21 protein-coding genes, 1 other RNA gene and 1 pseudogene are annotated in these 21941 nt (G+C 39.6%); 12 read left to right on the top strand and 11 right to left on the bottom strand.

Annotated features, from left to right (window positions below):
* Positions 1-66, bottom strand: a pseudogene (locus FTT70_RS13730) (helix-turn-helix domain-containing protein); the annotation flags it as partial.
* 425 nt (positions 67-491) lie between these two features.
* On the opposite strand from FTT70_RS13730, the gene FTT70_RS11130 reads away from it, so the two are divergent.
* The 4 genes from FTT70_RS11130 to FTT70_RS11115 all read left to right on the top strand — a co-directional run bounded on the left by FTT70_RS11130 (position 492) and on the right by FTT70_RS11115 (position 4539).
* A complete protein-coding gene (locus FTT70_RS11130; RefSeq protein WP_180009250.1) occupies positions 492-2066 on the top strand; it encodes a sensor domain-containing diguanylate cyclase in 1575 nt (524 codons plus the stop codon).
* Between the two features lie 42 nt (positions 2067-2108).
* Positions 2109-3239, top strand: a complete 1131-nt coding sequence (locus tag FTT70_RS11125; protein ID WP_004970544.1) for a TIGR00341 family protein — start codon at positions 2109-2111, stop codon at positions 3237-3239.
* Positions 3240-3418: 179 nt separating this feature from the next.
* The gene (locus FTT70_RS11120; RefSeq protein WP_179988910.1) at positions 3419-3796 is read left to right on the top strand and encodes a diacylglycerol kinase; all 378 of its coding nucleotides are present in this window, start codon (positions 3419-3421) and stop codon (positions 3794-3796) included.
* A 59-nt stretch (positions 3797-3855) separates the two neighbouring features.
* A complete protein-coding gene (locus FTT70_RS11115) occupies positions 3856-4539 on the top strand; it encodes a phosphatase PAP2 family protein (protein WP_179994041.1) in 684 nt (227 codons plus the stop codon).
* 9 nt (positions 4540-4548) lie between these two features.
* Here the strand turns inward: FTT70_RS11115 and FTT70_RS11110 are convergent, their stop codons facing one another.
* The 6 genes from FTT70_RS11110 to FTT70_RS11085 all read right to left on the bottom strand — a co-directional run bounded on the left by FTT70_RS11110 (position 4549) and on the right by FTT70_RS11085 (position 12965).
* Positions 4549-5859: a HAMP domain-containing sensor histidine kinase gene (locus FTT70_RS11110; protein ID WP_180168626.1), complete on the bottom strand. Its 1311-nt coding sequence runs from the start codon at positions 5857-5859 to the stop codon at positions 4549-4551.
* A complete protein-coding gene (locus FTT70_RS11105) occupies positions 5859-6536 on the bottom strand; it encodes a response regulator transcription factor (protein ID WP_104852307.1) in 678 nt (225 codons plus the stop codon). The genes FTT70_RS11110 and FTT70_RS11105 overlap by 1 nt, the downstream gene beginning before the upstream one ends.
* A 1-nt stretch (position 6537) precedes the next feature.
* The gene (locus FTT70_RS11100; RefSeq protein WP_180168625.1) at positions 6538-8241 is read right to left on the bottom strand and encodes a phosphoethanolamine transferase; all 1704 of its coding nucleotides are present in this window, start codon (positions 8239-8241) and stop codon (positions 6538-6540) included.
* Positions 8242-8481: 240 nt separating this feature from the next.
* On the bottom strand, positions 8482-9183 hold the full coding sequence (locus tag FTT70_RS11095; RefSeq protein ID WP_096902719.1) for a VIT family protein: 702 nt from the start codon (positions 9181-9183) through the stop codon (positions 8482-8484).
* Between the two features lie 859 nt (positions 9184-10042).
* Positions 10043-10435 carry a Cu(I)-responsive transcriptional regulator gene (gene cueR / locus FTT70_RS11090; RefSeq protein ID WP_179991269.1) on the bottom strand — a complete coding sequence of 131 codons (393 nt, stop codon included), beginning with the start codon at positions 10433-10435 and terminating at the stop codon, positions 10043-10045.
* Positions 10436-10493: 58 nt separating this feature from the next.
* The gene (locus tag FTT70_RS11085) at positions 10494-12965 is read right to left on the bottom strand and encodes a heavy metal translocating P-type ATPase (protein ID WP_180060438.1); all 2472 of its coding nucleotides are present in this window, start codon (positions 12963-12965) and stop codon (positions 10494-10496) included.
* Positions 12966-13114: 149 nt separating this feature from the next.
* Here FTT70_RS11085 and FTT70_RS11080 point away from each other — a divergent pair, with 149 nt between their 5' ends.
* From FTT70_RS11080 to FTT70_RS11055, 6 genes are all read left to right on the top strand, one after another.
* Positions 13115-13309, top strand: a complete 195-nt coding sequence (locus FTT70_RS11080; protein ID WP_004970528.1) for a heavy-metal-associated domain-containing protein — start codon at positions 13115-13117, stop codon at positions 13307-13309.
* 501 nt (positions 13310-13810) lie between these two features.
* Positions 13811-14812: a putative oxygenase MesX gene (locus FTT70_RS11075; protein ID WP_180168624.1), complete on the top strand. Its 1002-nt coding sequence runs from the start codon at positions 13811-13813 to the stop codon at positions 14810-14812.
* A 26-nt stretch (positions 14813-14838) separates the two neighbouring features.
* Positions 14839-15867: a methionine synthase gene (locus FTT70_RS11070; protein ID WP_180168623.1), complete on the top strand. Its 1029-nt coding sequence runs from the start codon at positions 14839-14841 to the stop codon at positions 15865-15867.
* Positions 15868-15989: 122 nt separating this feature from the next.
* Complete coding sequence (locus FTT70_RS11065; RefSeq protein ID WP_004970523.1) at positions 15990-16484, top strand: flavin reductase; 495 nt, start codon at positions 15990-15992, stop codon at positions 16482-16484.
* A gap of 71 nt (positions 16485-16555) precedes the next feature.
* Positions 16556-16846, top strand: coding sequence for a type II toxin-antitoxin system HigB family toxin (locus FTT70_RS11060; RefSeq protein ID WP_019836372.1), 291 nt, complete (start codon positions 16556-16558; stop codon positions 16844-16846).
* Between the two features lies 1 nt (position 16847).
* The gene (locus FTT70_RS11055; protein ID WP_004970519.1) at positions 16848-17249 is read left to right on the top strand and encodes a type II toxin-antitoxin system HigA family antitoxin; all 402 of its coding nucleotides are present in this window, start codon (positions 16848-16850) and stop codon (positions 17247-17249) included.
* 47 nt (positions 17250-17296) lie between these two features.
* On the opposite strand, the gene ssrS is transcribed toward FTT70_RS11055, so the two are convergent.
* From ssrS to FTT70_RS11040, 3 genes are all read right to left on the bottom strand, one after another.
* A non-coding RNA gene (gene ssrS / locus FTT70_RS11050) (6S RNA) lies at positions 17297-17479 on the bottom strand.
* 110 nt (positions 17480-17589) lie between these two features.
* On the bottom strand, positions 17590-17874 hold the full coding sequence (locus FTT70_RS11045) for a cell division protein ZapA (protein ID WP_004970518.1): 285 nt from the start codon (positions 17872-17874) through the stop codon (positions 17590-17592).
* A gap of 1 nt (position 17875) precedes the next feature.
* Positions 17876-18427 carry a hypothetical protein gene (locus FTT70_RS11040; RefSeq protein ID WP_154320487.1) on the bottom strand — a complete coding sequence of 184 codons (552 nt, stop codon included), beginning with the start codon at positions 18425-18427 and terminating at the stop codon, positions 17876-17878.
* Positions 18428-18491: 64 nt separating this feature from the next.
* On the opposite strand from FTT70_RS11040, the gene FTT70_RS11035 reads away from it, so the two are divergent.
* Together FTT70_RS11035 and pepP are read left to right on the top strand one after the other, a co-directional pair.
* A complete protein-coding gene (locus FTT70_RS11035; protein ID WP_179996074.1) occupies positions 18492-19130 on the top strand; it encodes a UPF0149 family protein in 639 nt (212 codons plus the stop codon).
* 94 nt (positions 19131-19224) lie between these two features.
* Positions 19225-20559, top strand: a complete 1335-nt coding sequence (gene pepP / locus FTT70_RS11030) for a Xaa-Pro aminopeptidase (protein WP_179989403.1) — start codon at positions 19225-19227, stop codon at positions 20557-20559.
* 73 nt (positions 20560-20632) lie between these two features.
* Here the strand turns inward: pepP and FTT70_RS11025 are convergent, their stop codons facing one another.
* The gene (locus FTT70_RS11025) at positions 20633-21853 is read right to left on the bottom strand and encodes an IS256 family transposase (protein WP_180059835.1); all 1221 of its coding nucleotides are present in this window, start codon (positions 21851-21853) and stop codon (positions 20633-20635) included.
* Positions 21854-21941 lie beyond the last annotated feature (88 nt).

Raw genomic sequence — 21941 nt, 5'->3', positions numbered from 1 at the left:
CTTGGCCAGAAAAATGAGTCGTTCTCGCTGTTCTAAACTAAGTGGTACAGAAACAATTCGAGGCATGTGTGAACATCTGTTAACTAAAAAAACTTTTTCGCATGATTAGTTATTTTTGTCAACTTATTTATTAGGTGGATAGGATAAATTTAAAGCATGGAATAAATATTTATTTTTTGTAATTTTATGAGTAATTGACCCTAAAAATTTATCGAATAGACAAGGTTTTCAGCAAAAAATAAGAACGAAAAAATTCAAGTTGTCTTTATTTGTTATTAGTCGGTGCATTCTTAGGAAGTGTGTGGTAGAAATTGTATTTAGAGGATATATTTCTGATTTAGTTTGTGGTCAGCAACAAGCGAATTATCCAATTTGTTGAATTGAACATCAAAAATTCAACTATATTGCTTTAAAATTATGTGATTGAGTTGTAAAATTATGTGTTAAAGTTGGCAATTGTCACAGTTTTTGAATTTTTGGGGTAGGAACTGTTGAAACATTTTTTACTACGACTTGGATTGGATCTGCGTAAACTTATTTTAATTTCCACAATTTTAAGTGTATCAGGCTTATTTGTCGTAAGTATTTTTATTTTAAATTATGTAATTAAACAACAATTAATTCAAAATTCACTTTCGATCAATGAAAAATATGCAGAAAAAATTGCCACCAGTGCCAATCAACATTTTTCAGATATGCTGCAAGAGTTGGATTATAGTGCACGTTTATTAGAAAAAAAATTTTATAATACACAAGTTAGAAAAGAAGAAGTAAAACGCTTAAAAAATCAATCGAATAATTTTAATAGTGTTTTATTGGTAGAGCAGAATAAACATATTTTAGCTTATGCACCTAATACATTAAAACTTAATTTTAATCAGGCTTATAGTACCATTGGTATTGATGGATCTATTGAAAAAAAGAAAACTTATATTTCATCTCCCTATTGGTCTATAAGTAATAATTTAATCGTCATGATGTCACAACCTATTTATAATAAAACACATCAATATTTAGGCTTAATCAGTGGTACGATTTATTTACAGGAGCAGAACTTGATTAATACCATGCTCAATACTCAGTATGATTATAAAAAAAGTTATATGTATGTGATTGATCAACATAATCGTATTATTTTTCATCCAGATAAAAAGCGAATTGGTGAAAAAATTATCAATAATACAGGTTTGGATTATATTAATAAGAATACAAAGGGATCAATTCGTTTAAAGAATAGTTTAGGTATAGATAATTTGGCGGGTTTTGCACATATTCCAAGTGTAAATTGGATTGTAGTTTCTCAGCAGCCCACAGATGATTTACTTGCACAAGCTAATACGCTGATTTTTAAAGTATCGATTGGAATCTTCATTTTTTACTTTTTTATTTTTTTATTGATTTGGTATATCTCAAGCTTTATTTCTTCACCTTTGAACCGCTTGGCACGTATGGCAAGTATGCTCAATCATGCGGACATTGAAAATAAAATTAAAGAAGTTGATCCGTGGTATTTCGAGGTTTTAAAGTTTAGAACCTCATTATTAATGAGTTCGGAAACCTTTAGTGATCGGATTGCGGAGTTAAAACATCGTGTCAATACGGACCCATTAACAGGTTTATATAACCGTCGTGGTATGCAATTATTTTTAAATGAACTGCTAGAGACTCGTACCGAATTTGCAGTATTAGCCATTGATATAGATTTTTTTAAGCAAATTAATGATCAGTATGGGCATGATCAAGGTGATGTGGTACTTAAAACGCTCGCGCAAATAATGCTAACTAATTTTAGGGAACAGGATGTTTGCTGTCGTAGTGGCGGTGAAGAATTTCTAGTTTTAATGACGACTGCAGATGCAAATGTGGTGTATAAAGCTGCAGAGCGGCTTAGAAAAACCATGCAGGAAACTACGATTAATCAGATGGGTCAAATCACCATCTCTGTTGGCATCGCTTTTTGGCCTCGAGATGCAGAAGATGTTTCTGATGTACTGAAACTTGCAGATAATAAATTGTATGAAGCTAAACATGATGGGCGTAATTGCACAAAGTCTACGGCCGTATGAGGATTTGGAAAGATTCTTCTTTAGCTGACACGGAGGTATGCTTTGGAAAAAGATCAAGATCCAACGATAGTGGTTGAAGACAGTCCTGAACAAGAAAAATATGAACTTTTGAAAGAAAAGCTGAAATACAAACAGGCGGAGCGCGAAAATTCTAAAAAAATTGATCATAAACAAGTACGGTTGAACATTCAAGCGGATGCCTTACCAAGCAAAACCTTTTTTATAATGAATGCTTTGGCAGCGATTATTGCGGGCTATGGTTTATTGTCAAATTCAGCCGCAGTGGTGATTGGTGCAATGCTGGTTGCGATGATGCTAGGCCCTATTTCAGGTATGGCTTTAGCATTTATTGATAATCGATGGTTGTTTTTTAAAACAGCATTTAAAACCTTAGTTTTAGGTGTGTCGATGATTGTCAGTATTGGCATCATTTTAGGTCTTATCAATATTAACTTACCTATCACCCATGAAATTCTGTCTAGAACTCAGCCTACCATTATGGATTTAATGATTGCACTTGCGGGTGGTGCAGCAGGGGCATTTGCAGCCGTTTCACCACGTCTGTCTGTGGCTGTTGTTGGCGTTGCAGTTGCGACTGCTTTGGTACCGCCGCTGGTTGCAAGTGGCATATTAATTGCGCATCTGGAATGGAAACATGCAGCAAATGCTCTGCTGTTGGCACTGACCAATATTGTTGCTATTCAAATTAGTTCTTCACTGGTGTTATGGGCAGCAGGTTTTAGACGCGGTTCAGATGAAGAAGTAAATAGCACAGTAATTGAATTTATTAAAAGAAATATCGTGAGTCTTTTAGTACTTTTTGCGCTGGGTATCTATTTAAGCTTTAACTTTATGATGATGTTAAATAAACAGATGTATGAACATCAGGTAGAAAGCTTGATTGAAAGTCAATTTAATCAACATAATAATTTGATTGATACGGTGCAGTTTGATCGGCGTAAAGAGATGACTTTAATTCGCGTAGTCTTGCGTGGAGATATAGCGCCAAAACCTCAACAGATTTCTGCATTGAATCAAAAATTAGCACAAGACCCACGTGGAAAACCAAGTGTGGTTCAAGTGCGCTTTATTCCTGTGCAAATTATTCAAGCCAAAGAAAGTCCTGATTTTGATATTAAGCAAGTTGAAGCCGAGCAATTGATACAACCTTAGATTCAACAATAAGAAATTGATGGTATTTACAGCTTACTTTAGATGGAGTCTTATTATTCAATAGGCATTCATAATGTTACATATTACACAGATTTAATTTAATAGTCTCAAAAGGTTATATTTAAGCCAATTTTAAGCTAAGTGACTTAACATCGGATTTATTTCAAATCAGATTCACTATGCTTCCACGCTCTCCTTACAAAGGCACTTCTGGTTTACAAAGGATTTTGAATGCCACAAGCTATTCTTTGGCAGGGTTTAAAGCCGCCTTTCAAAATGAAGCGGCATTTCGGCAAATCATTCTGATTAATTCACTGCTGATTCCACTCAGTTTTTTCATGCCTGTTAGTCGTGTCGAACAAGTGATCATGATAGTGGTGTGTTTACTTGCCATCATTGTCGAACTGATTAATTCAGCCATTGAAGCTGTGGTCGATCGTGTTTCAATTGAGCAACATCCCTTGTCTAAAAATGCCAAAGATATGGGCAGTGCAGCGCAATTTGTTGCTTTGGCAATTATCGCATTGACTTGGGGTGCATGCCTGATTTCTGCTTAATTCCTTAAAAAACAAGCATAAAACAGACTTTAAAATAGATAGTGAGTTGAGTATTCCTCATGCGGCATCAGCATTCAAAATTTTTACTTCTTCAAGCAATTTTACTCCTTCTGAGTTTGCTGATATTGCTCAATTTCTTTAGCGTTGCAGGCAGGCTAGATTTATACCTCATTCAACCCTTTGTGGATGCTCATGCAGAATTTCCACTTCGACAAGACTGGGCATTGGCTGTATTAAATCATCGGTATGTCAAATATATCCTGATTGCAGTATATCTGAGCTATTTGCTGGCTTGGTTGCTGTCTTTCAGATTTCAAAAATTACGTGCTCGTCGTTGGGAGTTTGGCTATTTCTTTTGGATGGCGGTGATTTCAACCAGTGTGATTGCAATACTTAAATCGCAGTCGGCACATGCTTGCCCGTGGGATATGAGCATTGCCACAGCGCATGGCGTTTGGTGGGATTTAAGTGCAACGGCAGGGCATTGTTTTCCTGGTGGGCATGCCTCAAGTGGTTTTGCTTTATTGGTAGGATATTTTGTTTATCGGGTTGCTCAACCTAAACGTGCTTATTTTTTCTTAATTGCAGCATGTATTTTAGGCATGGGGATGGGCTGGGCGCAAATGATGCGCGGGGCACATTTTTTTAGTCATAATCTTTGGACAGGCTGGATTACTTGGTGTTTGAATGTGGTTGCCTATGCATTCTTGGCGCATAAATTGCACACTCAAAATCTAACTTAAAACCCGATCTTAACGCATCGGAAATTTAACCTGCACACATAAACCACCTAAACTGGCACTTTTAGAAAACTCTAAACTTGCACCTAAGCGTTGGGTGGCTTTATCTACAATAGATAAACCTAAACCACTACCAATTTCCGCATGGTTATGAATACGGTAAAAACGCTGTCGAATTTGATTGAATAGTGCGGGGTCAATGCCTGCACCACTGTCTTCAATTTGCAAAATTGCATGTTGTTCTTGCTGAAAAATAGTCACATTAATCACGCCTTGTTTGGGGGTATATTTAATCGCATTATCAATTAAATTATAAATAATGGAATGTAAAGCAGAACTTTGTCCATGAATATTCAACTCTTGGCGTTGTTCGACACCTAAATCAATATCTTTTTGCAATGCCAATTGAATGAGCTGTTCCACACAGGCAATGGTCATTTGATTTAAAGATAGGGTTTGATCGTTTTCAATTAGACTATCTGAGGCATCTTGCTTGGCTAAGCTTAATAACTGATTGACCAAATGCTGTAAACGCAAAACCCCTTGGCTTAAATTATTGAGAGCATCACTATGTGGAAATTGCTGCAATAAAATTTGTACTTGTAAATTAAGTGCGGTGAGCGGGGTACGTAACTCATGTGCAGCATCGGCAACGAACTGGCGCTGTTCCTGCTGTGCGGCAGAAATTCGCGTAAATAACTGATTCATTTCCTGAATCGTGGGTGCAAGCTCGACAGGATAATCCAACATGTGAATCGGGCTGAGATCCTGCGCTTTACGACGTGCCAATTCGCTTTTAAAGTCATTGAGCGGTTGGAAATTATGACGAATGAGCCAACCCAAAGCCAAAAGGGCAAAGGGTAAAAATAGCGCGTAAGGAATAAACATATTTGCCGCTAACTCTAAAGCTAAATATTGGCGCACAGAGTTTTGCTGGCTAATTTGAATTTGTAGATTTTCCTGCGGCAAAATATAGGTATGCCACAGTCCAGATTCAGTTTGATGATTATAAAACCCTGGTTTTTCTACGGGTTGTAGCAACACACCTTGAGGGTGTAATTGTGGTGTTGCATCGGTATATGACCAAATATCGACAAATAAGTCTTCTTCGCTATATCTCTGATTTAAATCGATTTGGCTTTGTGTAGGTTCTGGATGGTTTGCTGCAATGCGTTCCGCCAAACTTTGCATTTGTGCATCTAAAATTTCATTCATTTCTTCTAGGGCAATTCGATACGCTGCAAATACCAAAACGCAGCCCAACATGACACTAAAGATAGAAACATAAACAATCAGACGTTTTTGCAAAGAGTAGGATTGCATTAAATTTGCCCTAAACGGTAGCCCAAACCACGAATGGTACGAATAAAGTCCTTGCCAAGTTTGGCGCGTAAATGGTGAATATAGACTTCAATGGTGTTGCTGCTGACTTCACTGTCAAAATCATATAATTTATCTTCTAAATTACTTTTAGAGAAAATTTTATTAGGGTGGCTGACCAAAGCCATTAAAATTGCCCATTCACGATTCGACAATTCGATATATTCACCTTTGAATTTTGCCAAATGTTGTTCGGTATCTAAGACTAAATCGCCATAACTTAAAATATGTGCGGTATCGTTTACAGGATTTTGTGCGCCGCTACGTCTGAGCAGGGCATAAATTCGCGCCAGTAATTCATCAAATTCATAGGGTTTAATTAAATAATCATCTGCACCCTGATTTAAACCATCCACCCGTTGTTGCAATTGATCACGCGCAGAAATAATCAGCACGGGCAATTGTAGATGTAACTGGCGAATGTTTTTTAATACCTGCATGCCGTCCATCATGGGTAAGCCTAAGTCCAGCAACACCAACTGGATATCTTGCTGCTCTAATTGCTTTAAGCCATCAATCCCGTTGTTCACCCAAGTAACATCAAATTGCTGTAACTTGAGCAAGGTTTGGGTCGATTCGGCAATCATAAAATCATCTTCAATGATTAATATTTTAGGCATGTTACGACTCGTGCTGCGGTTGAGTGGTAGATGGGGCAGAACATTGATTCAGCATATCAATTTTCGGATCAATCACTTGGCTTTTTACATCTAGTAAGCTCAATAAACTTGGGAAAAGATTGTCCTGACTCAATGCTGTTTGGCGTTGTGCTTTTAAGCAATTCACTTGCGCAGCATTTTGTTGTTGCCAAGTTTCTGAAAACCACATCAGCATCGGTACATGAGTTTGTTGAGTGGGTGCCATAGAATACGGTGCGCCGTGTAAATATAAACCATGTTCGCCTGTCGATTCTCCATGATCAGACAAATACCAAAAACTTGTTTGATAGTTTTTTTGTTGCTCTAAAGTTTGAATCAACTGACTTAAAACATGGTCGGTATAGACAATCGAGTTGTCATAGGTATTGCGTAAGGCATCGGCACTGCACCCCTGAATCGCATTGCTGTTACACGTCGGTTGGAAGGGTTGATAAGCTGCGGTTGAGCGTTTGAAATAAGCAGGTCCATGACTGCCCATTTGGTGCAAGATAATTAAATGTGAGCGCGTGTCTTTCGGGTCCAGTTGAGCAAGATAAGCCTGTAAACTGTCTACTAAAATTTCGTCTAAACATTCACCGCTGGCATCACACCATTTTTGTTTTAGTTCTGCAGGAATTTGATATTGCTGCACCCGATCACAGGCACCTTTACAGCCTGAATTGTTATCAATCCAAGTGACTTGATAACCTGCACGCTGAGCAATATCCAGTAATCCTTCACGGTGACTTGCCAGTTGTTCATCATAATTTTGGCGTGGCATCCCCGAGAACATGCACGGCACAGAAACAGCCGTGGCTGTACCACAAGAGCTGACTTGAGTGAAATTAATCACAGGCAGCTTAGAGAGTTCAGGGTTGGTATTTTTTGCGTAGCCATTCAGCGAGAAGCTTTCAGCACGTGCAGTTTCACCAACCACCAACAGCATAATTTTGGGTGCTGTGCCTGCTTTCGCACGTTGAATTAAATGCGCATCTTCACCATAGCGCAGCAGCGGCAAATTCTGTTTGGGTGCTTTCTTTTTATAATACGATAGACTAGAGGCAATCGCATTTTGTGGAGAAAGCATGCCTTTTAAATCACGATGCTCGCGGAAGATTGCAGCATAATCCACATAAAAACAGAACAATAAACCCAAAATCAGCACAATCGAAACTACACTGCCTAAAGTCTTTTGCAGTAATTGACGGGCAAAATGAGTCGGCTGAATTTTAACAGACCACACCAAGACCAATGGCAATAGTACAAACAGCACACTCCAAACCACTAAGCGTACAGACAAAAGATCACGTACATCGGTTTGCAGCATATTTTGAATTTGGTCTGCGGTAATCACTACGCCCAAGCTATTAACAAAATAAGCGCTGAATCCACCGACTACAATCAAAATACTGGCTAATATTTTGGCATTCCAACGCCAGTTTAGCCATTGCAGCAACAGATGATACGCCGATACGATGACGATCACAGTTGCAATCAATAAGCCTATGGCTTTAATGCCCTGATAAGGTGTGAATTGTTGAATTTTCTCATAAAATCCATAGTTCAATACCAAGCCTAACCATAGGGCAAGCAGTAGATTGAAATAGAATAAAGAAATCGGTTTTTGCCAAAAGCGTAGTCGGGCAAAGATAGATGGAGCAAGTGGTGATTCGGGCTGCTTAGACATTGTCAATGATTCAAAAGACTTTAAGATGCTTTAGTTTAAAATTTGAAACTTAAAACTGACTTAAAATTGTGGGCTGAATCTGTTGTAGTTTTATTTGATTAACTTTGAAGATAGAAGTTTTAGAGATATAAACTTTGCATGGATAAGCTGTTCATTCATGTTATTTCTGAAGCTTGCCCTATCTCTGAACATATTTTTATCCAAAGATAGGGCAGATTTTTATACTGAGTTTTCTAGATTTTAAGCCACAGCGACATGGAACATTGAACCAATCCACGCACTGAATACCATGGCGACAATACCCCAGATCATGACACGCAATGCACCTTTCCACATACTTGCGCCACCGACATAGCTGGCAAGCGCACCCATAACCCCTAGACTGATTACACCGACCAACATCACGCCTTTGTCTAACAGATGTTCAGGTAAGAGTAAAATAGACACCAACGGGAATAATGAACCTACAGTAAATGCCAATGCCGATGAAAAAGCTGCCATAAATGGCTGCGCTGAGGTGTGTTCTAAAATACCAATTTCGTCACGGGCATGGGCATCTAGAGCATTGTGAGCAGTCAGTTGTATGGCAACTTGTTCTGCCAATTCGGCATCTAAACCACGAATCATATAAATATTGGTGAGTTCTTTTAGTTCATGCTCTGGATTGAGTTTTAATTCGCGTGCTTCCATCGCAAGGTCATTTTGTTCAATGTCTTGTTGAGATTTCACCGAAATATATTCACCTGCTGCCATAGAAGCAGCGCCCGAAATTAAGCCTGCAATACAGGTAATTAACAATGTTTGAGAAGATGCACCACTGGCTGCCATCCCCACGACCAAACTGGTCACAGAAATGATCCCATCGTTCGCACCCAATACTGCAGCACGTAACCATCCAGACCGTTCAATATAGTGTTTTTCGAGGTGGTAAGAATGTGGCATAGATCAAACTCTCTTGTTATTCAATTTTCGTTTATTGATGTGTGATATAGCATAAATCATTCTAAAAAATTTATCGTTTAAAAATGAGAGGTATTTCACGAAATAGATGAAGTCGTAATGTGGTTTTTGAGTTTGAGCTTGGAGTTTTTTATAAAATTTCCTTAAATTTCAACCTTTAAATGCCTTAAAAAATGATCAATAGCTTGTAAGATGATAAAAGAGATTGATTCAATCAGGCTTGCAAGTAAATAGGAAATATCGTGATGTCTTTTCAGAATATTGTCGTACCTGTAGTGAGCGAAGTCAGTCTAAAAACCATTCATCGGTTGGGTGCAGGGTAAAGTATGCCTAAATTATCTCGTGACTTAGTATCGCCAGACGTATTTGACTTAAAGTCATTTATTTCTCCTCGCATTAGGGGTAGATGTCGCACTTGCAGAAGTCATACGTGGACACGGTACAATTTATGATGCAGAAGTCTGTGATGCTGCGGTTCGTTTAATTAATGAAAAAGGGTATGAATTACCGTGCTAAAATATGCGTAATGAATAGTGCTAAAACTTGATTGTTGTGCAGTTTATTGGAGAGATTCTTAAAAAGTGTTAAATTTATCTCGTAAATTATATAGAATGCTCACTAATTCAAATTGTTTTTATATATAATACGCTCCCATAAAGTAACAGATATTCAAAGTTTCCCCCCACACTTCCCCAAAGTGTGATTTTTTTTATGCTATGTATTAAAAAAGATAGGGATGTAGATTTCCTAAGTCAAATTTAAGCTGACAGATACAACAATGGTTTCTAACAAGTGGATAACTGTCAGGTCTTGTTTGAATGGGGGGAGGCTTAATTCCAAATCACTTCCCCAACTCAATATCCTTCAAAATCACACAATCTGCCTGCTCATCCCCAGAGCAATGATCTGCAGAGCTTTGTAGCCAGTTCGCCATTTCCTGTAATTGCGCAATCTTCTGTTTTAAGGTTTCAATATGTTTAAGTGTGAGCTGCTTTACTTCTGCACTTTGTCGGTCAGCATTTTTCCATAAACCTAGCAATTCTTTCATTTGCTCAGAAGAGAAACCCAAATCCCGTGCATGCTTAATAAAAGACAAAGTTTTTAAATCTTGCTCAGAATAAATCCGATAACCCGAAGCAGAGCGTTTGGCGCTATCCAGCAAACCAATTTGCTCATAATAACGAATCATTTTGCTGGAAATACCCGATAGCTTAGAGGCTTGACCAATATTCATGTGACTTCTCTCATAAAAAGGGCGTAGAACAATCTTCTAAACCCTTTGTGTGTTGCATTTAAACCTGTGCTGCTTGGAAATATTTTAAGCGGAGCGCATTACCCAATACAAACACTGAAGATAATGCCATCGCGCCTGCAGCAAAAATAGGCGAGAGCAAAATACCTGCAAACGGGTATAGCACGCCTGCAGCAATTGGAATCAAGGCAATATTATAAATAAATGCCCAAAATAGATTTTGACGAATATTGCGGATGGTGGCTTTACTCAAAGCAATTGCATTGGGCACACCTTGTAAATTGCCCGACATCAATACAACTTCGGCTGCTTCAATCGCAACATCTGTACCTGTCCCAATCGCAATTCCAACATCGGCTTGTGCCAAAGCAGGGGCATCATTAATACCATCACCCACAAAAGCCACACGTCCAAATTGCTGTTGTAATTCACGTACAACATCGACCTTGCCTTCAGGTAAAACCTCGGCCACCACATGATCAATCTGTAAACGTGCAGCAATTGCCTGAGCCGTATGTCGGTTATCTCCCGTAATCATCGCCACTTTTAAACCCAGTTGATGCAACGCTGCAATAGCAGCAAAAGTCGTGTCTTTAATTGGGTCTGCAACGGCAACAATGGCTGCCAGTTGTTGATCAATCGCCATATAAATGGGTGTTTTGCCTTCTTGTCCTAAACGTGCAGCTTCTGCATTAAAAGCGCTAACATCTAGCCCAATTTGTTGCATATAACGGTCTGCACCAATCTGAATACGTTGACCATTCACCAGTGCTTCAATACCTGAACCTGTGATGCTGTCAAACTCGGTCACAGGCAGTAAACTGACTTGCTTTTCTGTTGCAGCTTGCACAATCGCCAGTGCAATGGGATGCTCAGATTTCGCTTCTACCGATGCCAAAAGTGCAAAGACCTGATCTGCATCAAAACCCGATTGCACATGAAAATCGGTTAATGTTGGTTTGCCTTCGGTGAGCGTTCCTGTTTTATCCACCGCGACCACTTTAACATCTTGCAAAAGCTGCAAAGCTTCGCCTTTACGAAACAGCACGCCCATTTCTGCGCCACGACCTGTTCCCACCATAATTGAAGTCGGTGTGGCTAAACCCATCGCACATGGGCAGGCAATAATTAGAACAGCGACTGCATTGACTAAACCAAAGGTTAGGGTAGGTTCTGGGCCAAAAATAAACCACACAATAAAAGTAAGTGCAGCCAATAACATCACGGCAGGTACAAACCACATGGTCACTTTATCCACCAAGGCTTGAATAGGTAATTTAGAGCCTTGCGCTTGTTCGACCATACGAATAATTTGCGCCAACACCGAAGCTTCACCAATGGCAGTAGCACGAATATTTAGTGTGCCATTTTGGTTGATGGTACCGCCTACAACTTGATTGCCCACTTGTTTTGCCACAGGAACAGGTTCACCTGTAATCATCGATTCATCTATATAACTATGACCTTCGACTACTTCACCATCTACAGGAATACGTTCACCCGGGCGGATTTCGACAATGGTATTGGAACTGACTTCTGCCACAGGTACTTCAATGATTTGACCATCTCGATGAATACGCGCAGTTTTGGCTTGCATACCAATTAAATGCTGAATGGCTTGTGAAGTGCGACCTTTGGCTTTGGCTTCGAAATAGCGCCCTAGCAAAATTAAACTGACAATCACTGCCGCAGCTTCATAATAAACATGCACTGTGCCTTCTGGTAAAAGCTGTGGCATAAATGTCGCTACCAATGAAAAACTGTATGCAGCCAAAGTTCCCACAGCCACCAAAGAGTTCATATCAGGCGCAAAACGTAACAGCGCTGGAATCCCTTTTTGATAAAAACGACGTCCTGGTAACAGCAGCACCAATGTGGTTAAAGCAAATTGAATCAACCAACTTTGTTGTTGCCCAATATTGTGCATCACCCACATGTGAAAGGCGGGAATCATGTGTGAGCCCATTTCCAGAATAAATACAGGCAAGGCTAAAATCAGTGAAATTACTAAATCACGTTTCAGTTGTTGCTGTTCCAGATTCTTTTTATCGTGTTGTTCGTTAGAGTCGTGTTGCAGCAGTTTGGCGTCATAACCTGCTTTTTGAATCGCTCGAATCAGGTCTTGGCTAGAAACTGTGGCATTCGGTTGAATCCATGCGCGTTCAGTCGCCAAATTGACATTGGCTTGTTCTACACCAGACACTTTCTTTAAGGCTTTTTCGACACGTGCTACACACGAGGCACAGGTCATGCCATCAATAGACAGTTCTATTGGTTGAATGGCAGCTACATCAAAACCTGCACGTTGCACTGCCTTAATGAGCAGTGCACGGTCTAAAGGTTGCGATGCGTGAATCAGTGCTTTTTCTGTTGCAAGATTCACTTCAGCTTTTTCTACACCATCGACTTTTTTTAAGGCTTTTTCGACACGCCCGACACATGAGGCACAGGTCATGCCTTCTATAGACAAAGTTTCCTGATAGGGAGAGGCATTTGGGTGTTTTGCGTCCATGGTCGTCTCTATAATTTGGAGGATGTGTTTAGCATATAGATTGACACGATGGTAAGGTCAAGTAAATTTTAGCCCAAAATAGGCTTGACCTTGCCAGCATGGTAAGCTTTAAACTACAGTTCAACAAAGGCAGAAGTGTGGAGTTCGCAATGAAACTATTGATTGAAAATATGACTTGTGGCGGTTGTGCACGTGGTGTCACGGCAACCATTCAAGATGTTGATCCTGCTGCAAAAGTTGAAGTCGATTTAGCGACTAAAATTGTGACTGTGGAAAGCACTGCAACAGTAGATCAAATTACCGCTGCATTGGCAGAAGATGATTTTCCTGCACAAGTTCAATAAAACTGCATCATCTAAGAAGCTCCGAGTGAGCTTATCGTAAGGTCAATTGGTCAACTGACGAATTGACCTATTTTTTTGCCTGCCGATTTTTTGCTCGTTGTTTTTTGATGTGACCAACTGAATACATTTTGATCACGAAGATGCTAAACCAAGCCAATCAGAAGCTGAGATTTTCTAACTTCAAGCTGAGTTTCATTCATTCAGGGCTGAAATCTACTGAATGAACTATGTGCTGTCCTCTAAAATATACTCTTCAATATTTATCGGAATAAAAATATTTTTTGGTTTTAACTTGTTGTTATTGAAATATTTATTTTAATTTTTAAATTTAAGGGATAACAGAAAAACCATCATTTTTAGATGTTTTGCTGCATATTTTAAATTAAGGTGAATAAAATTCACTTTGGACTGAGGTTAAATCATTTTTATTCACTTTGTCGTTCCAGTATAAATACCCTCATTCAGAAATTTTAACTTTTTAAATTTGGGTAGTAGATCATCATGACAAAGCCATTCACCTGTTCAATTAAACGTATTCGTTTTGACGAAAACTATGAACCTGCTAACAACACGCGTTTAACCACCAATTTTGCAAATTTGGCGCGTGGTGAAAGCCGTCAGGAAAATTTACGCAGAACTTTAGCGATGATCAATAATCGTTTTAACTCGCTGGCATCTTGCGATAACCCAAAAGGTGATCGTTATTCGCTTGAAATCGACATTATTTCTGCAGAAATTGATATTGAAGGAAATGGCAAAACTTTTCCATTCATTGAAATGCTAAAAAGTACGATCACAGATCATCAAACAAATGAACGTATTGAAGGCATGATTGGCAACAGTTTTTCATCGTATGTTCGTGATTATGATTTTAGTGTGGTCTTGCCAGCATTAGGCTGCAAAGTAAATGAAAAGCCTGAAAGTTTTGGTGATTTACATGGCAAGCTTTATCAGCATTTGGTCAGTTCAGCAGTGTTCCAAGCTGAGTTTCAAAAACAACCTGTGATTTGCCTGAGCGTATCAACCACAAAAACTTATTATCGTACGACCAATGTGCATCCTGTCTTAGGCACAGAATATAAAAATGATGAATATTCACGAACCGATGACTATTTTGAAAAAATGGGTTTAACCGTGCGTTACTTCAAACCTGAAAATAGCAATGCACCGCTTGCGTTCTATTTTTCTGGCGATTTACTGCGTGATTACACAGATTTTGAGCTGATCAGTGCCATCAGTACCATGGAAAGTTTCCAGAAAATTTATCGTCCTGAAATTTATAACACCAACTCACCTGCAGGCGAGGTCTATCAGCCAAGTTTGAATTATCAGGATTATTCTCTGACCCAGGTTGTGTATGACCGTGTTGAGCGAGCTCAATTGGCAGTCAAGCAGGGTAAATGGACTGAAGAAAACTTTATCAAACCTTATCAAGACATTCTTGAACAATGGGCTGCCAAATTCGTACCGCCGCATGCTACCAATCAAGAACGTGTTGCTTAACTTAAAATTTAGATAGAAGATTCAAAATGGCTATTTTATTACCGACTTCAACGGCTGGCAGCTTACCTAAACCTTCGTGGTTGGCAGAACCTGAAAAGCTTTGGTCAGCTTGGAAATTAACAGGGCAAGAATTACTGGACGCAAAACAAGATGCGCTACGTCTATCACTGCATGAACAACAGCAAGCAGGGATTGATATTGTGAGTGATGGGGAGCAAACCCGTCAGCATTTTGTCACCACCTTTATTGAACACCTTGAAGGTGTCGATTTCGAGAAACGTGAAACAGTCAAAATTCGTGATCGTTATGATGCCAGTGTCCCTTCTGTGGTGGGTGCAGTTTCTCGTCAAAAACCAGTCTTTGTTGAAGATGCCAAATTCCTGCGTTCACTGACAGATCAACCCATCAAATGGGCGTTGCCTGGTCCTATGACCATGATTGATACTTTATACGATGCGCACTACAAGAGCCGTGAAAAACTGGCGTGGGAATTTGCCAAAATCCTGAATCAGGAAGCGCGTGAACTTGAAGCAGCAGGCGTGGATATCATCCAGTTTGATGAACCTGCGTTTAATGTGTTTTTTGATGAGGTGAATGACTGGGGCGTGGCAACATTAGAGCGCGCGTTAGAAGGTTTGAAATGTGAAACAGCCGTGCATATTTGCTATGGCTATGGCATTAAAGCCAATACCGATTGGAAAAAAACACTCGGCTCAGAATGGCGTCAATACGAAGCAGTTTTCCCAAAACTACAGCAGTCTAATTTGGATATTATCTCACTGGAATGTCACAACTCACGTGTTCCGATGGATTTGCTTGAACTTATCCGTGGTAAAAAGGTGATGGTGGGTGCGATTGATGTCGCAACGAATACGATTGAAACAGCCGATGAAGTTGCAGATACATTGCGCAAAGCATTGCAATTTGTCGATGCTAACAAGTTGTACCCATCGACTAACTGTGGAATGGCACCATTGAGTCGTCAGGTTGCACGAGGCAAGTTACAGGCTTTGGCTGCTGGTACGAAGATTATTCGCCAAGAATTATCTAGTTAAGCGTTCGATCAGGCGAAGTGAATTCAAGCCAAGTGAATTTAAGTTAAGTGAATCAGGGATGCTTTTTCAGGCAAAAAGCATCCTTTGAACTTTCTAAAAAAGTTGAGTGTTGGAATACGGTGATGGTTAAAGCAACAGACTTCAAAAATGCAATGTCTTTCTTATCAAGTGCAGTCAATGTAGTGACGACAATGGGAGATGCAGGACGTCATGGTTTTACTGCATCTGCGGTATGTAGCGTGACAGATACACCGCCAACATTATTGGTGTGTATGAACAAATCATCGCGTTCTCATCTCAGTTTTTTAGAGAATAAAGTGCTGTGTGTGAATGTGCTAAATGCAGAACAAGAACATCTTTCTAATGCATTTGCCTCATCAAAATTGAGTTCCGATGAGCGTTTTAAGCAGGCTGAATGGGCAGCTTTGGAAACAGGTGCTCCTATATTAAAAAATGCATTGGTCAGTTTTGATTGTGAAATTTCACAAATTCAAGAAGTGGGGACGCATACTATTTTTATTTGCCCAATTGTTGCTATTCAAAAAAATCAACAAGATCAGGCGTTGGTTTATTTTAATCGTCACTATCATCAAGTTGGTGAAACTGAGTTTGTTTAATTCGCTATAAAATATTGCAATATGCGATAATCAGTTTATACTTGATTTATAGCAAAATGCGATAAAATATTATGCATGTGATCACCCACGCTAGAATTATAGAGGCAATGCACAAGTGGCCACAGGCTGAAACAGCACTCGATGGTTGGTATCGAATTATTAAGGCAAATGATCCGAAAGACTTTGCCGAAATGAAGCAGTTATTTCCAGCAGTTGATAAAGTTGGAAAGTTTCATGTATTCGATATTGGTGGGAATAAGATTCGACTTATTGCTGTTGTGATGTATCAGGCAAAGCGTGTGTATATTCGTCATGTGTTATCCCATAAAGAATATGACAAAGGTCATTGGAAGGAGGATTAGTATGAACGCAATGATTAAACAGGCTGTAGATCACTGGCACTACGTTGCTCCTTTGCTGAGTAAACCAGAAAATGAAAAAGATTTTCATGCACTTGTCGAGGCTTTAGATGAGCTTTTAGATATTGTTGGTGATGATGAAACGCATCCTTTAATGGGGCTGATTCATCAACTCGGTGACTTGGTTTCTGTTTATGAAAATGAACACCTGCCTATTCCTCATGGAGATGGTCGTGCTGCTTTAGCTTTTTTGATGGCGCAACATGGATTAGGTCAATCTGACTTGGCAGAGGTTGCAACTCAATCTGTGATTTCGGAGATTTTAAGCGGCAAACGCCAGTTGAATATTCGTCATATTAAAGCGCTGTCTGAGCGGTTTAAGGTTTCTGCTGATACATTTTTCTAAACGATTTTATATTTTTTAGACATTTTATTTTTAGATATTTAAAAATAAATAGCTCCGAAGATGCCGCTGCATGTCGTTACCCTGAACCCGAAAAAGTTCAAGGCGGACGCGACGCATACTTGCTGGGTTTCCCATACGAGATGGGCATACGCTCTAAATATGCAGAACACAATCCTAAGATTAAAGTATCGGCAGGGATATAGACTCGCTGGCGAACACCTCAGAGTTAGAATTAGTATAACCCATCTCAGTTGCTTGGCAACTCATGTTCACGAATTAACTATAAAGATAGAGCTTGTTTGCATAGCCTTTATGCAAACTTAAGTCAAAAAAACACCACTTAAGTAAGGGCTTCAACTTCTTGCAAAATGGTGCTGAGTAAACGCTCACAATGCTCATAATGCTGCAAAGATTTATTCATAGAAAGAACCTCTTGCATCAACTCTAAAGCCACCACAATAATCAGTTTGCTCGGTTCCATATTGGGCGCTTTACGACGAAACTCATCATAGCGTTCATTCAATAATTGTGCCGCACGCTCTAAATCTTCTCTTTTTTCTTCAGTTGTGGCTAAACGGAAACTATGTCCTAAAACACGTAAATCAATTGGAATTTGAACTGACATATTAACCTTCCTCACTCACTTCGGCAGGGTGGGCAAGTTGTTGAATTTCTTGCGCATGATGATCTTGAGCTGTACCTAAAATTGCAAGACGCTGAATAATGGCTTCCACTTTGGCTTTTGCATGCTCATTTTTTTGTAACAATCTTTCACGTTCTTGTTTGAGTGTCTGAATTTCGTGCTGATTTAAACGCTGATCATTCAGCATTTTTTCTTTTAAAATGCGTAATTCATTGCGCTCAGCCAAAATTTCCTGAAAGCGGTTTTTCAAATCAGTACAGCTTTTTTCCAAACGACTGTAACGGTCTGCCAGTGCTGTCGCATCTTGATTTAACTGCTGTAATTGCGCTTGCGTGCTGCTTAATTGCTCAGTCAGATTCTCAATTTCATCTTGCTTGGCAGTAATGATGCCGTTTCTTTGAACAATTTGAGCATGATGCTGTTCCTCAGCAGTTTGCTTGGCTGTGCTGAGGGCGGCATTTTCACTTTCATAATGATTAATTCGTGTTTTTAAAACACCAATATACGCTTGTAGACGCTGTAATTCTTCTAACATATCGTGGTCGCACAGTATTGCAAACAAAGGTAATATATACGAAGTATAGAGATTGGATAAACGAATGCAAGACGATATTTCAGGTTGGTCGGAATGGTTCCGCAATTTTTCTAACATTGAAGAAATTTCAAGCCCAAGTGAGTTACATGGCTTGCTGACAGGTATAGTTTGTGTGACAAATGCACCAACCGAAACCGAATGGCAGCAGATTTTAGAAACTTTAAATGTGCCAGAATTAGAGCCAGCCGCACTCTCACTTTTAACCGATGAATCAGAAGATGTCGCACATGCCTTGTCTGAAGATGAGTTGGATTATTTGCCGTTGTTGCCAGATGATGAACATCTTTTACAAGAACGTGTGCAAGCTTTGGCGGATTGGTGTGCAGGCGTCGTGCTTGGGTTTGGTTTAGCTTCTGGGCATATTCGTTCAGATGAAATCGAACTGATTGAGCATTTACAAGATGTCGCTGCGGTTGAATTTGAAGATTCAGACAATGATGAAGAAGGCGAAGAAAGCTATCAGGAATTGTATGAATTTGTACGTTTGATTCCTGTGAGTTTATCTGTAGGACGTAAAAAAGTGCCTGTAGAAGAAAGCTCTTTATTGCAAAACTTACATGCTAAGTCGCGTCAACAAACCGTACAAACAACACAAAACGCAAGTGCTGTTGTTGAAATGTTTACGCCACACCGTCCGAGTTAATCGGGCGTTGTGTGCCTAAGTTAAGTCGGTGTAAGGTGCTTTAAGTCATTACAACAATCATATTTTCATCATTTTATATATGTAGACCGTATTTATGAAAAAACTGACTCAAGTCGAATTTAAAGAACGTCGTGATCAACTTGCAGAACTGATGGGGCCTAATAGTGTCGCAATTATTGCAACTAGTCCTGTGGCAATGCGTAATCGTGATGCAGATTATAAATATCGTGCCGACAGCAGTTTTTTCTATTTAACAGGTTTTGCCGAACCTGAAGCAGTTGCGGTGATTGAAACCTATGAATCAATTGATGAAGGTTATACCTACACGTTGTTCTGCCGTGAACGTAACCGTGAAATGGAAATCTGGAATGGTTATCGCGCAGGTTTAGAAGGTGCAATTGAGCTGTTTGAGGCAGATGAGTCTTTTGCAATTGCGCAATTAGATGCAGAAATCATCGCCAAAATTGTCAATAAAGACACGTTGTATTATCGTTTAGGGCAGCAGACTGAATTTGATGTACGTGTTGCGGCATGGAACCAACAAGCCGATGCACAACATCGTCAAGGCAATACTGCACCTGCTAAAATTGTTCAGTTAGATCGTTTGCTGGATGAAATGCGTTTGCATAAAACTGAGTCTGAATTGGAACTGATGCAAATTGCTTCAAATATTAGTGCAGAAGCACATACTCGTGCCATGCAAACAGTAAAAGCAGGCATGATGGAATATGAGCTAGAAGCTGAACTGAATTATATTTTTGGTAAAAATGGCTGCGTACCTGCCTATAACAGTATTGTCGGTGGTGGTGAAAATGCCTGCATTTTGCATTATGTCGAAAATGACAAAGTGCTTAAAGATGGCGATTTAGTCCTGATTGATGCAGCCTGTGAATATCAGTGCTATGCCTCAGATATTACCCGTACTTTTCCCGTGAATGGTCAATTCAGTCCAGAACAAAAAGCACTGTATAACATTGTATTGGATGCGCAAATTGCAGCAATTGAAGCTGTACAAATTGGTAACTCCTATAAAGAACCACACCATGTTGCGGTGCGTATTTTGGTGCAAGGTTTGCTTGATCTAGGCATTATGCAGGGCAATTTAGAAGAAATTATTGCTTCGGAAAGTTATCGCCAGTTTTATATGCACGGTACAGGGCATTGGTTGGGCATGGATGTGCATGATGTCGGCAGCTATAAACACGGTGAAGACTGGCGTGTTTATGAAGAAGGTATGGTGGTGACCGTTGAACCGGGTCTATACATTGCACCCGATGATGAAACGGTAGATGCTAAATGGCGTGGTATAGGTATCCGTATTGAAGATGATATTGTTGCGACTGCGAACGGGCCATTGAATCTGACTTCAAAAGTGGTGAAAACCGTAGAAGAGATTGAAGCATTGATGGCAAAAGCTAAATCTGCTTAATTGGGTCTAATCAAAGCTGGTCAAGTGATCAGCTTTTTTGAGGGCGTTCAAAATTCTGTGTCAGTAAATTTGACTAGATTTTAATTATATCATCTAATCGACCTTCAAAGTAAATGGATAATTGAGTAATCGTTTGTCCCCATTCCTGAATAGGCATTGTCCATTTTTCTGATGCCTGTTGAATACCAATATACAGCAATTTCATCAGACTATCCTCATTGGGGAAAGCTCCTTTGGTTTTGGTTAGTTTGCGGAATTGACGATGTACGGCTTCAACGGCATTGGTGGTGTAAATCGGCTTCCTAATCGCTTTAGGGTATTTGAAATAGGCGGATAGTAGATGCCATTTGGTACGCCATGACTGAATGATCACACCATATTTTTCGCCCCATTTTTCTTCTAGCTCATCCAGTGCTACTTCTGCCGCCCCTTTGGTATCAGCACGGTAAATTGGCTTTAAATCAGCCATAAATGCCTTCTGATCTTTACTGGCAACATAGCGTAAAGAATTACGGATTTGATGAACGATACACAGTTGTATTTCTGTTTGAGGGTAAATCGCTGCTATGGCTTCGGGGAAACCTTTTAGTCCTGAGAAGCGCTGCTTCGCAAGGCAGGCAATCAGAATATCCTGAACACCACGATTTTGTAGGTCTGTCAGTACACTAAGCCAATGGTTCGCCCCTTCGCTTTCCGACAAATGCAAGCCGAGTAGTTCCTTCTTACCTTCAACATTTAAAGCTAAAATGGTATAGATCGCTTTGCTCACATAAACACCTTTATCCTTCACTTTGTAATGTATGGCATCTAACCAAACAAAGGGATAAATTGTATCGAGTGGGCGTTGTTTCCATGCTTGTAACTGAGGGAGGAGCTTATCTGTAATATTGGTGATAGCACCATCTGAAATCTCCAATCCATACATATCAGCAACATGCTTTTGAATATCACGATAGCTCATACCAAGTGCATAGAGTGATATGATTTTATTGTCAATTTCTTCTGATAATTTGGTCTGGTTCTTTTTAACTAACTGTGGCTCAAATTCACCATTTCGATCTCTAGGGGTTTCAAGCTCAAATGAACCTGATGTAGATTTTACTGTCTTGCGAGTATAGCCATTGCGGCGATTACCTTGTTTCGGATTCGCTTCAATGTAATTCTCGATTTCTGCTTCAAGAGCAGCTTCGGTCAGCTGTTTAATTAAAGGGGTGAGTATGCCATTTTCTCCAGTCAGTGCTTGTCCTGACTGGAGTTGTTTTAAGGCTGTTTCAAAATCAAATGTAGTTGCCATAATGCATCATTCCTGTTTTTAACAGTTTAAGGAAATGACACAGTTTTTTGAACACTACCGCTTTTTTATTAGAAAGCGCGTGTAAATT

Origin of the sequence: Acinetobacter sp. YH01003 (assembly GCF_013420525.1) — a bacterium.
Taxonomy (GTDB): domain Bacteria; phylum Pseudomonadota; class Gammaproteobacteria; order Pseudomonadales; family Moraxellaceae; genus Acinetobacter; species Acinetobacter towneri.
The sequence above is the reverse complement of the archived record's forward strand: the minus strand, read 5'-3'. Positions and strand labels throughout refer to the sequence as shown.

What these genes read in the sequence shown, in the direction of transcription:
- FTT70_RS11095 (WP_096902719.1), bottom strand. Translation starts at nt 9,183, where the DNA reads ATGCCACATTCTTACCACCTCGAAAAACACTATATTGAACGGTCTGGA.
- FTT70_RS11085 (WP_180060438.1), bottom strand. Translation starts at nt 12,965, where the DNA reads ATGGACGCAAAACACCCAAATGCCTCTCCCTATCAGGAAACTTTGTCT.
- FTT70_RS11070 (WP_180168623.1), top strand. Translation starts at nt 14,839, where the DNA reads ATGGCTATTTTATTACCGACTTCAACGGCTGGCAGCTTACCTAAACCT.
- FTT70_RS11100 (WP_180168625.1), bottom strand. Translation starts at nt 8,241, where the DNA reads ATGTCTAAGCAGCCCGAATCACCACTTGCTCCATCTATCTTTGCCCGA.
- FTT70_RS11040 (WP_154320487.1), bottom strand. Translation starts at nt 18,427, where the DNA reads ATGTTAGAAGAATTACAGCGTCTACAAGCGTATATTGGTGTTTTAAAA.
- FTT70_RS11035 (WP_179996074.1), top strand. Translation starts at nt 18,492, where the DNA reads ATGCAAGACGATATTTCAGGTTGGTCGGAATGGTTCCGCAATTTTTCT.
- cueR (WP_179991269.1), bottom strand. Translation starts at nt 10,435, where the DNA reads ATGAATATTGGTCAAGCCTCTAAGCTATCGGGTATTTCCAGCAAAATG.
- FTT70_RS11045 (WP_004970518.1), bottom strand. Translation starts at nt 17,874, where the DNA reads ATGTCAGTTCAAATTCCAATTGATTTACGTGTTTTAGGACATAGTTTC.
- FTT70_RS11025 (WP_180059835.1), bottom strand. Translation starts at nt 21,853, where the DNA reads ATGGCAACTACATTTGATTTTGAAACAGCCTTAAAACAACTCCAGTCA.
- FTT70_RS11110 (WP_180168626.1), bottom strand. Translation starts at nt 5,859, where the DNA reads ATGCAATCCTACTCTTTGCAAAAACGTCTGATTGTTTATGTTTCTATC.
- FTT70_RS11120 (WP_179988910.1), top strand. Translation starts at nt 3,419, where the DNA reads ATGCTTCCACGCTCTCCTTACAAAGGCACTTCTGGTTTACAAAGGATT.
- FTT70_RS11065 (WP_004970523.1), top strand. Translation starts at nt 15,990, where the DNA reads ATGGTTAAAGCAACAGACTTCAAAAATGCAATGTCTTTCTTATCAAGT.
- FTT70_RS11060 (WP_019836372.1), top strand. Translation starts at nt 16,556, where the DNA reads ATGCATGTGATCACCCACGCTAGAATTATAGAGGCAATGCACAAGTGG.
- FTT70_RS11105 (WP_104852307.1), bottom strand. Translation starts at nt 6,536, where the DNA reads ATGCCTAAAATATTAATCATTGAAGATGATTTTATGATTGCCGAATCG.
- pepP (WP_179989403.1), top strand. Translation starts at nt 19,225, where the DNA reads ATGAAAAAACTGACTCAAGTCGAATTTAAAGAACGTCGTGATCAACTT.
- FTT70_RS11080 (WP_004970528.1), top strand. Translation starts at nt 13,115, where the DNA reads ATGAAACTATTGATTGAAAATATGACTTGTGGCGGTTGTGCACGTGGT.
- FTT70_RS11055 (WP_004970519.1), top strand. Translation starts at nt 16,848, where the DNA reads ATGAACGCAATGATTAAACAGGCTGTAGATCACTGGCACTACGTTGCT.
- FTT70_RS11075 (WP_180168624.1), top strand. Translation starts at nt 13,811, where the DNA reads ATGACAAAGCCATTCACCTGTTCAATTAAACGTATTCGTTTTGACGAA.
- FTT70_RS11115 (WP_179994041.1), top strand. Translation starts at nt 3,856, where the DNA reads ATGCGGCATCAGCATTCAAAATTTTTACTTCTTCAAGCAATTTTACTC.